General features: G+C 68.9%; 15 protein-coding genes. 13 read left to right on the forward strand and 2 right to left on the reverse strand.

The annotated features are described in order from the left end of the window. The first annotated feature begins 15 nt into the window (after nucleotides 1–15). Nucleotides 16–1,113 (forward strand): nicotinate-nucleotide--dimethylbenzimidazole phosphoribosyltransferase, encoded by a 1,098-nt coding sequence (locus BSY239_RS15525; RefSeq protein ID WP_083240009.1) that lies wholly within the window; start codon nucleotides 16–18, stop codon nucleotides 1,111–1,113. Here BSY239_RS15525 and BSY239_RS15530 read toward each other — a convergent pair. Beyond that, nucleotides 1,110–3,002: a DUF294 nucleotidyltransferase-like domain-containing protein gene (locus tag BSY239_RS15530; protein ID WP_069047584.1), complete on the reverse strand. Its 1,893-nt coding sequence runs from the start codon at nucleotides 3,000–3,002 to the stop codon at nucleotides 1,110–1,112. The genes BSY239_RS15525 and BSY239_RS15530 overlap by 4 nt on opposite strands. A 16-nt stretch (nucleotides 3,003–3,018) precedes the next feature. After that, the gene (locus BSY239_RS15535) at nucleotides 3,019–3,531 is read right to left on the reverse strand and encodes a type II secretion system protein N (protein ID WP_236944083.1); all 513 of its coding nucleotides are present in this window, start codon (nucleotides 3,529–3,531) and stop codon (nucleotides 3,019–3,021) included. A 103-nt stretch (nucleotides 3,532–3,634) separates the two neighbouring features. Here BSY239_RS15535 and gspG point away from each other — a divergent pair, with 103 nt between their 5' ends. The 12 genes from gspG (at nucleotide 3,635) to BSY239_RS15595 (ending at nucleotide 15,486) form a co-directional block, all read left to right on the forward strand. Further along, on the forward strand, nucleotides 3,635–4,090 hold the full coding sequence (gene gspG, locus BSY239_RS15540; protein ID WP_069047585.1) for a type II secretion system major pseudopilin GspG: 456 nt from the start codon (nucleotides 3,635–3,637) through the stop codon (nucleotides 4,088–4,090). Between the two features lie 127 nt (nucleotides 4,091–4,217). After that, nucleotides 4,218–4,679 (forward strand): prepilin-type N-terminal cleavage/methylation domain-containing protein, encoded by a 462-nt coding sequence (locus BSY239_RS15545; RefSeq protein ID WP_069047586.1) that lies wholly within the window; start codon nucleotides 4,218–4,220, stop codon nucleotides 4,677–4,679. After that, nucleotides 4,676–5,044, forward strand: a complete 369-nt coding sequence (gene gspI / locus BSY239_RS15550; RefSeq protein ID WP_069047587.1) for a type II secretion system minor pseudopilin GspI — start codon at nucleotides 4,676–4,678, stop codon at nucleotides 5,042–5,044. The genes BSY239_RS15545 and gspI overlap by 4 nt, the downstream gene beginning before the upstream one ends. Next, nucleotides 5,044–5,742 carry a PulJ/GspJ family protein gene (locus BSY239_RS15555; RefSeq protein WP_069047588.1) on the forward strand — a complete coding sequence of 233 codons (699 nt, stop codon included), beginning with the start codon at nucleotides 5,044–5,046 and terminating at the stop codon, nucleotides 5,740–5,742. The genes gspI and BSY239_RS15555 overlap by 1 nt, the downstream gene beginning before the upstream one ends. Before the next feature lie 83 nt (nucleotides 5,743–5,825). After that, a complete protein-coding gene (gspK, locus tag BSY239_RS15560; protein WP_236944084.1) occupies nucleotides 5,826–6,812 on the forward strand; it encodes a type II secretion system minor pseudopilin GspK in 987 nt (328 codons plus the stop codon). Between the two features lie 70 nt (nucleotides 6,813–6,882). Further along, entirely contained in the window at nucleotides 6,883–8,235 is a 1,353-nt protein-coding gene (gene gspL, locus BSY239_RS15565; protein ID WP_083240012.1) for a type II secretion system protein GspL, read from the forward strand. Nucleotides 8,236–8,239: 4 nt separating this feature from the next. Next, nucleotides 8,240–8,785 (forward strand): type II secretion system protein GspM, encoded by a 546-nt coding sequence (gspM, locus tag BSY239_RS15570; protein WP_069047589.1) that lies wholly within the window; start codon nucleotides 8,240–8,242, stop codon nucleotides 8,783–8,785. 3 nt (nucleotides 8,786–8,788) lie between these two features. Beyond that, nucleotides 8,789–9,583, forward strand: coding sequence for a type II secretion system protein N (gene gspN, locus BSY239_RS15575; protein ID WP_069047590.1), 795 nt, complete (start codon nucleotides 8,789–8,791; stop codon nucleotides 9,581–9,583). 43 nt (nucleotides 9,584–9,626) lie between these two features. Further along, on the forward strand, nucleotides 9,627–11,807 hold the full coding sequence (gene gspD / locus BSY239_RS15580) for a type II secretion system secretin GspD (protein ID WP_069047591.1): 2,181 nt from the start codon (nucleotides 9,627–9,629) through the stop codon (nucleotides 11,805–11,807). Nucleotides 11,808–11,817: 10 nt separating this feature from the next. After that, a complete protein-coding gene (gspE, locus tag BSY239_RS15585; RefSeq protein WP_069047592.1) occupies nucleotides 11,818–13,260 on the forward strand; it encodes a type II secretion system ATPase GspE in 1,443 nt (480 codons plus the stop codon). 97 nt (nucleotides 13,261–13,357) lie between these two features. Then, entirely contained in the window at nucleotides 13,358–14,587 is a 1,230-nt protein-coding gene (gene gspF / locus BSY239_RS15590; RefSeq protein WP_069047593.1) for a type II secretion system inner membrane protein GspF, read from the forward strand. Nucleotides 14,588–14,589: 2 nt separating this feature from the next. Continuing rightward, entirely contained in the window at nucleotides 14,590–15,486 is an 897-nt protein-coding gene (locus tag BSY239_RS15595) for a 5'-nucleotidase (RefSeq protein ID WP_069047594.1), read from the forward strand. Nucleotides 15,487–15,495 lie beyond the last annotated feature (9 nt).

Raw genomic sequence — 15,495 nt, forward strand, 5'->3', positions numbered from 1 at the left:
CGATCCGATCGAGCCATGACCAAAGACCCCATCTTTTCTCCGCTCTCAAAACGCTCGGCGGCGTTGCCGGCCGACCTGAAGCTGCCGACGGTCTCGGGCACCACCGACACCATGCTCGAATTTGCGCTGCGCCAGCGCCTGCGGCCCGAGGGCCAGCCCGAGCACGCACTGGGCCGCATGGAATCCCTGGTGCTGCAACTGGCCCGCGCGCAAAACGGCACGTCGATCGAATTCGACCTGCTGGCCTTTGACTCGCCACAACTGGTGGTGTTTGCGGCCGACCACGGCATTGCCGACGAAGGCATGTCGTCGCTGGCGCCGACCATGACCGAGCAGATGGTGATGCAGCTGCTGCGCGGCCAGGCGCCGGTGAACGCACTGGCCGACATGCATGGTTTCGAACTCACCGTGGTGGACGCGGGCATGGCCAAGCCGATCGCGCCGCCCAGCGACACCAAACAACACGGCTCTCTGTTGCTGCGCAAGATCGGGTACGGCACTCGCAACCTGATGCTGGGGCCGGCCATGTCCACGGCGCAGGCGGTGTCGGCCGTGCACGCCGGCATGGACGTGGTGCGCCACCTGCCAGGCAATGTGATCGCGCTGGGTGATGTGGGCGTGGCGAACGCGGTGAGCGCGGCCATGCTGCTGTCGCGGCTGTGCGGTGTGCCGCTGGTGGACGCCTTCAGCCGCGACGACACCGAGACCGGCAGCCTGGACGACACCCAGCACGTGAAGCGGGTGGAAAAGCTCTCGGCCGCCGCCAGCAAACACCGCAACGCCATCGGACCGTTCGAGGCGCTGGCCGCGCTCGGCGGTTTCGAGATCGCCATGATGACCGGCGCCATGCTGCAAGCGGCCAGCGAACGCCGCGTGGTGCTGGTCGACGGGTATGTGGCGGGTGCGGCGGCCCTGGTGGCGCGCGGGCTGTGCCCCGATGTGGTGGACTACCTCGTGTTCACCCACCGCGCGGCCGACGCCGGGCACCGCCTGCTGCTGATCCACATGCAGTCCCAACCACTGCTGGACATGGGACTTCGCCTGGGCCAGGGCACGGGCGCCCTGCTGGCCTGGCCCATGCTGCTGGCCGCACAAAGCTTGCTGGAACGCTAGCGTTCGTAGTCGAGCTTCACGCGCTGCTGCAGTGAGCGCAGCACCCGCAGGGTCTCCTTGAGGATGCGGCGGTCGATGTCGTTCAGGTGCTTGATGGCGATGCGGTTGGGGTTGCCACCCACGGCGGTGCCATCCAGTTGGGCGCGCAGGCGAAGCATCTGCAGAAACTCGAATCCACCCACCCAGGCCTGGTGCTCGGCAACGGGCACTCCGAGCAAAGGACCCACCGCCTCGAAGCGCTCGCGCGTGCCGGTGGCCACCACGCCCTGGGCCAGGGCGTACAGGCGCGCCACGTCGACAAAGATCGCCGTGCCCTGCAACTTGAGGTCCAGCGTGCCCTGCCCGTCCACCTCGGTGGTGTCGATCTGACCCAGCCAGTTGAGCGGTGCACTTTGGGACAAACCGTTGAGCGCGAGCTGCCGCAGAAACCGCGGATTGCCGCGGGCACGGTGCGTGACGGACGCACGCAGTCGATCTGCCATCGCGGCTTGCCCGGCCAGGCTGCGAAAGTCGAAATAGATGCTGGCGTTGAGCAGGTCTTGCGGCGTGCCCCGGTCGACCCAGTTCGCAAAGCGCTGTTGCCATTCGCTCAGAGTGAGGCAGCAGGCCGGGTTGCTGGCCATGATGTTGCCCTTGCACAGCGGATAACCGCAGGCGTCCAGCGCCTCGTTTACGTCGCGTGCGAACGCCAGCCAGCGCGCCTTGTCGGGCGCCGGGTCCCCCTCTGACTCGGCCAGGATCAGTGCGTTGTCCTGGTCGGTCGCAATCGTCTGTTCGTTGCGCCCCTCGGAGCCCAGCGCGATCCAGCAGCAGTCGCTCAGGTCCAGGCCGTGCTGGTCCGCCATGAGATGGACCAGGCGCGACGTCAACACATCGTTCAGGTGGCTGATGAGCGCGGTGAGCTGCTGGGCCTGCACACCCTGTCCCAGCAGTGCGCGCGCCAGACGGCGGATCTCGCGCGATCCCGCCAGCAGGCCTTGCACATCGGGCGCATTGCGCAGACCGCTGCTCACCTGCTTGAGGCTCAGGCGCTGCAAGGCAAACAGATCGCGCTCGGAGACCACACCCACCGCCCGACCGTCCCGCGTCACCGGCACGTGGCGAATGGCGCGGCTGGACATGAGCAGCGCCGCGTCCTGCGCGGTGTGCTGGTGCGTGAGCGTGATCACCGGCTGCGCCATCACCTGGCCAATTGGTGTGGCCAGCGGCAACTGCGGCAGCGTGATGCGCTCCAGGATGTCGGAGCGCGTCAGGATGCCCACCGGCGCCTCGGCCGCGTCGACCACCAACATGGAGCCGATGCGAAGTGAATGCATGCGGGTCAGCGCGTCCTGCAGCGGCGTCTGCGCCCGGCAGGTCACAGGCGCCTGGCGGCAGAGCTGGCCCAGCGGCGTCTCCAACGACTGCTCGGCCAGCGCCTGAGAGGCGTAGACCACCTGCAACGCCGCCCTCGAGAGTTCGAGAAAGCGCAGGATACGGCGGTTCAGAAAATCACCGAACACGGCACTGGCTTCGGCCAGCCGCTGCACGTCATCGACCGGCAGCGCCAGCACCGTGCTGTTTTCCGTGGCGCTGTACAGCGTGGTCACCGCGCGCTGGGCCAGCACGGCACTCACCGGAAAGAGCTCCCCCGCTTCGTACTGGAAGGCGCCACCCGCCACATCGGACAAACCGCGCCGACCCGTGATGGCGCCGCTGCGGATGAAGTACAGATCGCGCACCGGGCCGTCTTCGGGCCGCACCACCGCATCCCCCTCTGCAAAGGCGAGCTCGCGCGACGCCGCCACAAAGGCCTGCACGTGGGCCGGCAACATGTCGGAAAACGGTGGATGGCGCTGGAGCTCGCTGCACAGCGCGGCCGGGGAAGACGGAGCACGCCGGGCGGCCATGGACAGCGCGAAAGAATCAGGACGGCGCTGGGGCGCTCTCGGGCAAGGTCAGTTCGACCGTGGCAGGGCCGTTCATGGAAGCCCCCAGGCGCGCCGAGCGCCGCGAGACCGCCTGCAGCACCAGCCCACCCTCGAGCGAAGCGCCCACCCGGTATGGACGCGGCGGCTGGCCGTTGACGGCGATCAGCGCGGCCCCGCCTGCTGCGCTGGCGGCCACCACACCTTGCAACTGGTACTGGGTGCCGGTGGGTGCCGCCGGCGCGTTGGGTGCAGCAGAGGCCACGGGCTGGGCACCCAGCACACGGGCCACGGCCAACGAGTCCACCTGGATCGGTGCGGGGGCGGCCACCGCCAAGGGCGTGACCGGTGAGCGGCCCAGGGCCTGCAAAGCCCAGTAACCCGCGCTCAGGCCCGCTGCCAGCCACAACACACCCGCCACAAGCGCCGGCCCTCGTCGGCTGGTGTTTTGCAACGCCGCCGGGCTTTCCATCAGAAAGCCGGAGTGACCGAACGCGGGTGCCTTTTTCATGCCCCGGATTATGATCGACCGAGCCCCGCGCACAAGGTGGGGCCACAGGCCTGTGCCCCCACTTGCCAGGTCTCGTCACCACACCAGCGTTCGGGAGTTCGAATTGACACACCACAGCACTGAATCGCGCGCCCGCGCGCCACGGCGCATCCTGCAACGCGGCTTCACGCTGATCGAGCTCATGGTGGTGCTGGTCATCATCGGCGTGCTGGCCGCGCTGATCGTGCCCAACGTGCTCGACCGCGCCGACGACGCCCGGGTGACCGCCGCCAGGACCGATGTGAACAACCTGATGCAGGCGCTCAAGCTCTACCGTTTGGACAACCAGCGTTACCCCACCGGCGAACAAGGGCTCAATGCGCTGGTGGCCAAGCCCAGCACCGGCCCGATCCCGCCCAACTGGCGCCCCTATCTGGACAAGCTCCCGGCCGACCCCTGGAGCCGTCCTTACCAGTACCTCAACCCAGGCCTCAAGGGTGAGGTGGACGTGCTCTCGCTCGGCGCCGACGGACAGCCGGGCGGTGAAAACCGGGATGCGGACGTCGGCAGTTGGCAATGAGCTTGCCCCCACGCTCCGCCGCTGCGCGGGTCGCTGCCCCCCAAGGGGGCTGTTTCGCCTTGGGGCGGCCCGGCGGCGAAACCTGGCCCCCACGCTCCGCCGCTGCGCGGGTCGCCTGAAGAAACCCATGCGGCGCAGCCTGGGCTTCACCCTGATCGAACTCATGGTCGTGGTGGCGCTGGTGGCGCTGGCCACGGCCGGCGTGACGCTGTCCTTGCGCGATGACGGCTCCACGCGGCTGGAGCGGGAAGGCCTTCGCCTGTCGGCGTTGATCGAATCGGCGCGCGCGCAATCGCGCACCAGCGGCCTGCCCGTGGTGTGGCGCAGCCTGCCGCAAGGCTTTGAGTTTGTCGGCCTGCCGCCGCTGCGCAGCGGTGCGCCCTCGCGTGACAGCCTGATCGGACCACGCAGCTGGCTCAGTCCCGACACCGTGGCCCAGGTGATCCAGCCCCCGGGGGCATTGACGCTCGTGCTCGGCCCCGAGCCGCTGATTGCAGCGCAGCGCGTGGTGCTGCAGCAGGGCGACCGGCGCCTGACCCTGTCCACCGACGGCATCTCGGCCTTTGCCGTCGTGCCCGACGCACCGTGAAGGCCTCGCGCGGTTTCACCCTGATTGAAGTGCTGGTGGCGCTCGCGGTGATCGCCATCACACTCGCCGCTGGATTGCAGGCCACCGGCTCGCTCACGCGAGCCGCCGTGCGCCAGAGCGACCAATGGCTGGCCCAGATGTGCGCCGAAAACGAACTCACGCGCCTGCGGCTGCAGCGACAGTTGCCCGGCACCGGCGACAGCGAGATGGCGTGCGAGCAAGCCGGCCGGCTGCTGCGCGTGCGCCTGGCGGTCCTGCCCACGCCGAACCCGAACTTCCGCCGCATCGACGCGGTGGTGGAGGGCGATGTGGATGGCAACACGGTGCGGCTGCTGTCGCTGTCCACCATCATGGGGCGCTACTGATGACCTGGCGCACGCGCTCCCAGGGCTTCACCCTCATCGAACTGCTGGTTGCCATCGCGGTGATGGCCATGCTCGCGCTGCTGAGCTGGCGTTCCATCGACGGCATGTCGCACACGCAGAACATCACGCAGGAGCGCTCCGACGGCTTGTTGCGGTTGCAGTCGGCGGTGGGCCAGTGGATCGCCGATCTGGACGCGGTACTCGACACCGGCGAGGTCAATCCGGTCGATTTCAACGGCCAGACGCTGCGCCTCACCCGACGCGACAGCGCGGAATCGGGCCTGGACAGTCGCGGCGTTCGGGTGGTGGCCTGGGCGCTGTTGCCGTCGGCAAACGGCGGGCAATGGACACGCTGGCAGTCGGGGCCGCTGCTGCAGCGCGACGAACTGGCCCGCGCCTGGCAGCGCGCGGCCGACTGGGGTCGAGGTGGTCCGTCCCCGACCGGCTCCAACAACCCCGGCGCCGACAGCGCGCTGGCGATCATCGCCGTCGACCAATGGCAAATCTTCTATCACCGGGGTGAGACCTGGGGCAATCCCTTGTCTTCCGTGGGCACCGAAGGCGCCGAACCGGGTGGCGCCGCTGCCAGCAGCCTGCCCAACGGCGTGCGCCTGCAACTCACCCTGTCCGGTGGCCAGGGGCTCACCGGCACGCTGCTGCGCGACTGGGCGCGTCCAACGTTGGAGGCGGGCAGATGAAGTGGCCCCCACGCTCCGCCGCTGCGCGGGTCGCTGCCCCCCAAGGGGGCTGTTTCGCCTTGGGGCGGCCCGGCGGCGAAACCTTGCTCAAACTCCACCGCCAGCGGGGCGCCGCGCTTCTGCTTGCGATGCTCACCGTCACGCTCGTGGCCACCTTGGCATCAGCCGCGTTGTGGCAGCAGTGGCGCTCCACCGAGGTCGAGCAGGCCGAGCGCCAGCGCGTGCAGGCGGGTTGGATCCTGACCGGGGCGCTCGACTGGGCGCGCCTGATCCTGCGCGAGGACGCGCGCAGCAACCAGAACAGCGGCAACGCCGACCACCTGGGCGAACCCTGGGCTCTGCCGCTGGAAGAGGCGCGCCTCTCCAGCTTTCTCGCCGCCGACAAGAGCAACAACGCCGACAACACCCTGGAGGCCTTTCTCTCCGGCGAAATGATCGACATGCAGTCGCGCCTGAACTTCAACAACCTGGTGCGCACCACCGGCGGCGGCGCCACGGCCAAGGCGGAAACCTCCGAAGTCGATCTGCGCGCTTTCAGCCGACTGTTCGAACAGCTCGGCCTGCCCCTGGCAGAGCTCACCAACGCCGCGGCCGAATTGCGCAACACCACCCAGCTGGCCCTGACGGACCCCCTGCCCTCGCGCACCGCACTGCAACCGCGCAAGCTCTCGCACCTGGGCTGGTTGGGCATCAGCCGCACCAGCCTGGCGGCGCTGGAACCCCACGTCACCGTGTTGCCCGAACGCTCCAGCCTCAACCTCAACACCGCCAGCGCCCAGGCGATTCATGCCAGCCTGCCCGGCCTGGACATGGCGCAGGCGCGCCAGGTGGTGGCCGCACGCGAACGCAACCCGTTCAAGAACCTCAGTGACGTGACCCAGGCCGTGCCGGCCACCGCCGGCAAGCTCAATGACGATGCCCACGGCACACGCAGCCGTTACTTCGAGGTGCGGGGTCGCCTGCGGCTGGAGAGCGCCGTCATCGAAGAACGCTCGCTGGTCGTGCGCAACAACCTCGATGTGCGGGTGAGCTGGCGCGAGCGCTTCGCCCGACCCGGCGCGCGTCCCTGACGCGCAGCGCCAACAATGACCGCCTTTTCCCCCGCAACTTTTTGACTACACGTCACACAGGCTCTCTAGAATGGGGCGATCCGTGGCCTTGCGCCACGCACCCCACCCCATTGTGCTGATCCTCACCCCCGCGGATTTTTCCGTCACCACCCCCACGCCCACCTCGGCCCTGTTCGACTGGGCTGCCTCGGGCAATGGGCAGCAGATCAACGACCTGGGCCAATGCGCCGCTTCGCTGCTGCCGCGCGACGACGAGGTGGTTCTGGTGCTGCCACCGCGTGCCGTCTCGTGGCACCGCGTGGCGCTGCCCAAGGTGGCGTCAACCCGCTTGCGCGCCGCACTCGAAGGACTGCTGGAAGACCGCCTGCTGGCCGACGTGAACGAGCTGCATTTCGCGCTGGAGCCGGGCGGCAAGTCGGGCCAGGCGGTGTGGGTCGCGGTGTGCCAGAAAACCTGGCTGCGCAGCTGGCTGCAAATCCTTGAAGGCGCGGGCCGTCCGGTCACGCGCATCGTGCCGTCGATGTGGCCGCTGGTGCAGTCCGAAGCACCCGTGGCGTCGGCAGGCGCTTCGCGCAGCTTTGAGCTCGACATCCCGTCCACCATCCACTGGGCCCACGCCGAGAGCGGGCAGGTGTGGCTGGGCAGTTCCAGCGTGCTGGGGGTGAGCTGCACGCCGCTGCTGGAAGCCAACAGCGGCGCTGGTGGAAGCGCGAGCGTGGCGGCCATCACCGCGCTCATGCCGCCCTCGCCCGACGCGCTGGGTGAGTCCGCCGAATACGACATCTGGTTGGCCGATCCCAGCGTGGCCACGGTGGCCGAACGCATCCTGAACCAGCGCTTCGAACTGGTGGCCCAGCCCCAGTGGCTGCTGCGCTGCTCGCAGTCCGACTGGAACCTGGCGCAGTTCGACCTCAGCCTGTCGGCCAGCGCGCGCCGCGGCCAACGTTTGCGGCGCAGCCTGCGGCAATGGCGCAGCGCGCCAGCCTGGCGCCCGGCGCGCTGGGGGCTGGCGGCTCTGGTGGGCGTGCAACTGGTCGGGCTCAACGCCGCCGCATGGCACGAAAGCAGCGCACTGCAAGCCAAACAACAGGCGGTGCAGCAGACCCTGCAACAGACCTTCCCGCAGGTCACGCTGGTGCTCGACGCGCCGGTGCAGATGCAGCGCGAGCTGGTCCGACTGCAGCAGACCGCCGGCGCGCTCTCGCTGGGCGATCTCGAAACGCTGCTGGGTGCGATCGATCAGGCGTCCGGTGGCGACAACCTGATGCCCGGCACGATCAACTACACACCGGGCGACGGCCGCTTCGCTGGCTGGCGTGCCACCGAAGACCAGGTGCGCGCCTTGCAACAAACCCTGGAACGCGCCGGTTGGCGGGTGCGTTTCGACGGCAACGAACTGGCCTTGAGCCCACCCGCACCCTGACCCCATGGCCACCCTTCAACGTTCCCCCTCTGCCAGCGCCTCTCTCGCCCGCGTCACCGCGCCGCTCTCCAGCGCGCTGGACCGGCTCTCGCCCCGCGAGCGCCAGGCCGTCTTGATCGCGCTGTGGGTCGTGGGCCTGGGCCTGCTGTGGTGGCTGGCGGTGGCGCCGGCCCTGGCGACGCTGCGCGAGGCGCCCGCGCGCCATGCCCGGCTCGACGCCCAGCTGGGCCAGATGCAGCGCATGGCGGCCACCGCCACGGCACTGCGCAGCGAATCCACCGCCCAGCCGCCGAGCCGCGACCAGGTCTTGCGCGCGCTCGAGGCCGCCACCGCGTCCATGGGCCCCACCGCCCAGCTCTCGGTGCTGGGCGACCGCGCCACCGCCACGCTGCGCGGCACGCCACCGGCCGCGCTGGCGCAGTGGCTGGCGCAGGTGCGCATCAACGCAAGGCTGCTCCCGCTGGAAACCCAGCTCACACGCGACCCCGCCACCTCGGGCTGGAACGGCACCGTGGTGCTGTCCGGCCCCGGCCTGGCCGGGGGCGGCTGAGCCATGAACGCACGCTGGCCTTCACGCCTGGCCTGGACGGGTGCCGTGCTGGGCCTGCTGGGCGCGCTGCTTGTGTTCGCCCCGGCGCGCTGGCTGGCCAACAGCATCAACGCCGCCACCAACGACCAGCTCCAGCTCGTCAACGCGCGCGGCACGGTCTGGCGCGGCCAGGCCGACCTCATGTTCACCGGCGGCCAGGGCAGCCAGACGCGCACCACGCTGCCGCAAGGTGTGCAGTGGCGGATCTCCCCCACCCTGGTCTCGGGCCTGCCGGCCATGGCGCTGCAACTGACAGCCCCTTGCTGCACGGCGCAGCCGGTGGCCCTCACCGCCCGGCCACTGCTGGGCGGGGCCGAGGTGCGGCTGGCGGCCTTCAGCAGCCGCTGGCCCGCCGAGTTGCTGATCGGTCTGGGTACCCCCTGGAACACCTTGCGCATGGAAGGCCAGCTCAGCCTGCAGACCGGCGGCCTCACGCTGCGCTGGGACAGCGGCCGCGGCAGCATGCAGGGCGCCCTGGCGGTGGAAGCGCAAGACATGGCCTCGCGCCTGTCGACACTGCGCCCGCTCGGCAGCTACCGCATGGACGTGCGCTCCGAGGCCGACAGCAACACCACCACCCTCGCGTTGCAGACGCTCAACGGACGCCTGCAACTGCAGGGCCAGGGCCAGTGGGTGGGCGGACGCCTGCGTTTCCAGGGAGTGGCCGAAGCGGCCCCCGACAGCGAAGCCGCCCTGAACAACCTGCTCAACATCATCGGACGCCGGCAAGGCCCGCGTTCGCTGCTGAACATCGGCTGACATCCCCCGTGTCGCAGCCTCCACTTACCCTTACGATCGCGCCATGAAACCGAACCCCACCCGCGCCGACCTCGCCCGGACCCTGCGCCGCGGCAAGACCCCGACGGCGATCGCGCTCGCCACGATGATGGTGTTCGGCCTGTGGACCGGCGCACCTGTACAGGCACAGAATCGAAACGCCGAGCCGGTCACCTTGAACTTCGTGGCGGCCGACATCGAATCGGTGGCGCGCACCATGGCCACCATCACCGGCCGCAACGTGGTGGTCGATCCGCGCGTCAAGGGCACGATCAACCTGGCCACCGAGCGCCCCGTGTCGCCCACCGCCGCGCTCAACCAGTTTGCAGCCGTGTTGCGCCTGCAGGGTTTCTCCATCGTGGACACCGGCGGTCTCTACAAGATCGTGCCCGAGGCCGACGCCAAGCTGCAGGGCAACGTGGTCAACGCGGGTTCGGTCAATGCACTGCCCACCTCCAACCAGGTCGTCACGCAGATCTTCCGCCTCAACCACGAATCGGCCAACAACCTCGTGCCGGTGTTGCGCCCCCTGATCGGGCCCAACAACACCATCAACGTGAATCCCGGCAACAACTCGCTGGTGATCACCGACTACGCCGACAACCTGCAACGCATCGGCCGCATCATCACCGCGCTCGACGTCGCGGGAGCCACGGACGTGGAGGTGATTCCGCTGCAACATGCGGTGGCGGCCGACCTCGCCGCTCTGGTGTCGCGCCTGATCGATCCGGCGGTGGCGGCCGGCGGCGCCGGCGCGGCCGATGCCTCCTACAAGACCACCTTGATCGCCGAGCCGCGCAGCAACAGCCTGGTGCTGCGCGCGGCCAACCCGGCGCGCCTGGCGCTGGTGCGCAACCTCGTGGCCCGGCTCGACCAACCGTCGTCGGCCAACGTCAGCGGCAACATCCATGTGGTGTACCTGAAGAACGCCGATGCGGTGGCGCTGGCCTCCACCCTGCGCGCCGCGCTGGCGGGCGAGTCGGCAGCCTCTGGCAGCACCGGCGGAGCCGGTGGCCTGGCCACCGCGGGCCGACCCATTGCCGTGGCCGGCGCGAGTCCGTCCAGCACCCCGGTGTCTGCCAGCGCACAGCCGTCCACCGGCGGCCAGATCCAGGCCGACCCGGCCACCAACTCGCTGATCATCACGGCGCCCGAACCGCAATACCGCCAACTGCGCGCCGTGATCGACCAGCTCGATTCGCGCCGCGCGCAGGTCTATGTGGAGAGCCTGATCGCCGAAGTCAATGCGGACAAGGCGAGCGAGTTCGGCATCCAGTGGCAGGGCGCCTTGGGCAATTCGGGCGACCGCGTGATCGGCCTTCTGGGCACCAACTTCGGCACCGGCGCACGCAACATCATCGACCTCGCCCAGGGCAACACCACGCCGGCGTCCGGCCTGAACCTCGGCCTGGCCCGCCAGACCAACGGTGTCTATGTGCTGGGCTTCCTCGCGCGGTTCCTGCAGGAAAACGGCGAAGGCAACATCCTCTCGACCCCCAACCTGCTCACGCTGGACAACGAAGAAGCCAAGATCGTGATCGGCCAGAACGTGCCCTTCGTCACCGGCCAGTTCACCAACACCGGCAGCAACGAAGGCTCGGTCAACCCGTTCCAGACCATCGAGCGCAAGGACGTGGGCCTGACACTGCGCGTGAAGCCGCAGATCAGCGAAAACGGCACCATCAAGATGACCATCTACCAGGAGGTCAGCAGCGTGCAGGCGTCCTCGATCAACTCCACCACCGGCCTGATCACCAACAAGCGCACCATCGAATCCACCGTGCTGGTGGACGACGGCGCCATCGTGGTGCTCGGCGGCCTGCTGCAGGACGAGTACTCCGGCAACCAGGAAAAGGTGCCCGGCCTGGGCGACGTGCCGCTGTTCGGCAACCTCTTCAAGAGCGAAACCCGCTCGCGACGCAAGACCAACCTGATGGTGTTCCTGCGGCCCGTGGTGGTGCGCGATTCGCGAGCCACCAGCACCCTTGCACTGGACCGCTACGAACTCATGCGCTCGGTGCAGCAGGCTGCGCAGCCCAAGCCCAGCAGCGTGCTCGGCATCAACGACTCGCCGATCATGCCGCCGCTGGGGTCGCCCGGCTCCATGTCGCTCACGCCACAAGCGCCTTCGCTGGCCAACCCGCAATCGTCACCGCCGCTGAACCCGCCCGCGGTGCCGTTGCCCCCCGTGGCCCCCGCGCAGTGAGACCCGGGCCGTGAAGTACCCGTTGCCCTACGCCTTCGCGCGCGAACACCTCTGGCTGATCGAGGACGACGGCGCCACCCAGACCCTGCTGGGCAGCAGCACGCCCGCGGCCGACACCGCCGCCCAGACGCGCCGCCTTTCGGCCCTGTCCGAGATCCTGCGTTGCCACCCGGTGCAGGGCCTGCACTGGGAAGACGGCGACAGCCTGAAGCAGCGCATCAGCGTGGCCTATTCGCAAGGCGAGTCGAGTGCCGCGGCCGTGGTGAGCGAAGTGCAGGGCGACGCCGACCTGAGCCGCATGATGCAGGAGCTGCCCGCCATTGAAGACCTGCTGGAAACGGCCGACGACGCGCCCATCATCCGCATGCTCAACGCCCTGCTCACGCAGGCCGCGCGCGACGGCGCCAGCGACATCCACATCGAACCGTTTGAACGCACCTCCAGCGTGCGCTTCCGGGTGGACGGCACGCTGCGAGAGGTGGTGCAACCCAACCGCGCGCTGCACGCCGCGCTCATCTCGCGCCTGAAGATCATGGCCGAGCTCGACATTTCAGAAAAACGCCTGCCGCAGGACGGCCGCATCTCGCTGCGCATCGGCACCCGCGCGGTGGACGTGCGCGTGTCCACGCTGCCCAGCGCGCACGGCGAGCGCGCGGTGCTGCGTCTGCTCGACAAGAGCGAGAGCAAGCTGAGCCTTGAATCGGTGGGCATGCAGGGCGATGTGCTGGCGCGGTTCCGCAAGCTCATCGGCCAGCCGCACGGCATCATCCTGGTGACCGGACCCACCGGCTCGGGCAAGACCACCACGCTCTACGCGGGCCTGCAGCGGCTGGACGCCAGCACGCAGAACATCATGACGGTGGAGGACCCGATCGAATACGAGCTGCCGGGCGTGGGCCAGACGCAGGTGAACGCGCGCATCGACCTCACGTTTGCCAAGGCGCTGCGCGCCATCCTGCGGCAAGACCCCGACGTGATCATGATCGGCGAGATCCGCGATTTTGAAACCGCGCAGATCGCGATCCAGGCCTCGCTCACCGGCCACCTGGTACTGGCCACGCTGCACACCAACGACGCACCCAGCGCCGTGACCCGCCTCACCGACATGGGCGTCGAGCCCTTTCTGCTCAGTTCGTCGCTGCTGGGTGTGCTGGCGCAGCGGCTGGTGCGCAAGCTCTGCGTGCACTGCCGCCGCCAGGACGACAAGGGCCTGTGGCATCCGGTGGGCTGCGAACACTGCAACCACAGCGGCTACAAGGGCCGCACCGGCATCTACGAGCTCATGGTGGCCGACGACAAGATCCGTGCGCTGATCCACAACCGCGCCGCCGAAAGCAAGATCTTCGTGGCCGCCGAGGCCGCGGGTCTGCAATCGATGCGGGCCGATGGGCAACGCCTGATCGATGCGGGGATCACGTCGCCCGAAGAGGTCATGTCGGTCACGCGCGACTAAAACATGAGCCCCCACGCTCCACCGCTTCGCGGGTCGCTGCCACCCCAAGGGAGCCGTTTCGCCTTGGGGCGGCCCGGCGGCGAAACTTTGACCTGACATGCCCGCCTACACCTTCGAAGCCCTCGACGCCCAGGGCGCCACCCAAAAAGGCCTGATCGACGCCGACACCGCACGCTCCGCGCGCAGCCTGCTGCGCGCCCGTGCGCTGGTGCCGCTGCTGGTGGAGCCGGCCACGGGGGGTGGCACCAACGTGCAGGGCAGCGGGCTCAACATCACGCTGTGGGGCGGTCGCGTTTTCAGCGCCACCACGCTCGCGGTGTGGACGCGGCAGATCGCCGGTCTGGTCGCCGCCGGCCTGCCGCTGGAGCGCGCGCTCTCGGCCCTGACCGAAGAGGCCGAAGACGACAAACAGCGCAACCTCATGGCCTCGCTGCGCTCCGAGGTCAACGCGGGTTCACCCTTTGCCCAGGCGCTGGCGCAGCACCCACGCGAGTTCTCGTCCATCTACACCTCGGTGATCGCGGCCGGTGAGCAAAGCGGCCAGCTGGGCACGGTGCTGGAGCGCCTGGCCGACGACCTGGAAGCACGCGAGGCGCTCAAGAACAAGCTGGTCGCCGCCTCGCTCTACCCCGCCATCGTCACCCTGGTGGCCATCGTGATCGTGGTGTTTCTGGTGTCATACGTGGTGCCGCAGGTCGCCAGCGTGTTCGCCGGCAGCAAGCGCGCCCTGCCCCTGCTCACCGTGATGATGCTGGGCCTGAGCGACTTCGTGCGCAGCTACGGCTGGCTGATGCTGGGCGCGCTGGTGGCCGGCAGCTTTGCTTTGGTGGTGGCGCGGCGCAACGAGCCGCTGCGCCTGCGCATGGACGCCGCGTGGCTGCGCCTGCCCTTGGTGGGGCGCCTGGCGCGAGGCTTCAACGCAGCGCGTTTTGCCGCCACGCTGGCCATGCTCGCGGCCGCTGGTGTGCCCATCCTTCGGGCGCTGCAAACCGCCGCTGAAACCCTGAACAACCAGGCCATGCGCGCCGATGCGCTGGATGCGCTGGTGCTGGTGCGCGAAGGCGCGCCGCTGGCGTCTGCACTGGCGAGCAAGAAACGATTTCCGCCGCTGGTGTCGATGTTCGCGCGCTTGGGTGAACAGACCGGCCAGCTGCCCGCCATGCTCGACCGCGCCGCCGAACAGCTGGGCGCCGAAGTGCAGCGCCGCGCCATGCACATGGCCACCATCCTGGAGCCGCTGCTGATCGTGGGCATGGGTCTGGTGGTGATGCTGATCGTGCTGGCGGTGCTGATGCCGATCATCCAACTCAACCAACTGGTGACTTGAACATGGGTGTGACCCTGGAGGGCAAGCTCGTCGTTGCCATCTCTTCCCGCGCGCTGTTCGATTTTGAAGAAGAGAACCGGCTGTTCGAAACCGGAGACGACCGCGTCTACATGAAGCTGCAGCTGGAGCGGCTGGACACCCCCGCGCAGCCCGGCGTGGCGTTTTCGCTGGTGCACAAGCTGCTCGCGTTCAACGACGCCGATGCCCAGCGCGTGGAGGTGGTGATCCTTTCGCGCAACGACCCGGTCTCGGGCATGCGCGTGTTCCGCTCGGCCAAACACTACGGACTGCCCATCCAGCGCGGCAGCTTCACGCGTGGCCAGCCGCCCTGGCGCTATTTGCGCCCGCTGCGCGCCAACCTCTTCCTCTCCACCCACCTGGCCGACGTGCGCGCCGCGCTCGACGCCGGCGTGCCCGCCGCGCAGGTGTACCCCCACTCGGTGCACGCCAGCGACGCACATCCGCACGAAGTGCGCATCGCGTTTGACGGCGACGCCGTGCTGTTCTCCGACGAGGCCGAGCGCGTTTATCAGGCGCAAGGCCTCTCGGCCTTTCAGGAACACGAAGCGAGCAAGGCCGGTCTGCCGCTGGCCGGCGGCCCGTTCAAGCCCCTGCTCGAAGCCCTGCACCGCCTGCAGAGCGAAGGCACGCCGCTCATGCGCGTGCGCACCGCGCTGGTCACGGCGCGCAGCGCACCGGCGCACGAGCGCGCCATCCGCACGCTGATGAACTGGAACATCGAGGTCGATGAAGCCATGTTCCTCGGCGGCCTGCCCAAGGGCGAATTCCTGCGCGAGTTCGAGCCCGACTTTTTCTTTGACGACCAGACCGGGCACATCGAATCGGCGTCGCTGCATGTGCCTGCGGGCCATGTCGCCAGCGGCATCTCCAACCCCTGACTCCCAACC

Origin of the sequence: Hydrogenophaga sp. RAC07, assembly GCF_001713375.1 — a bacterium.
In the GTDB taxonomy this organism is placed as follows: Bacteria; Pseudomonadota; Gammaproteobacteria; order Burkholderiales; family Burkholderiaceae_C; genus Hydrogenophaga.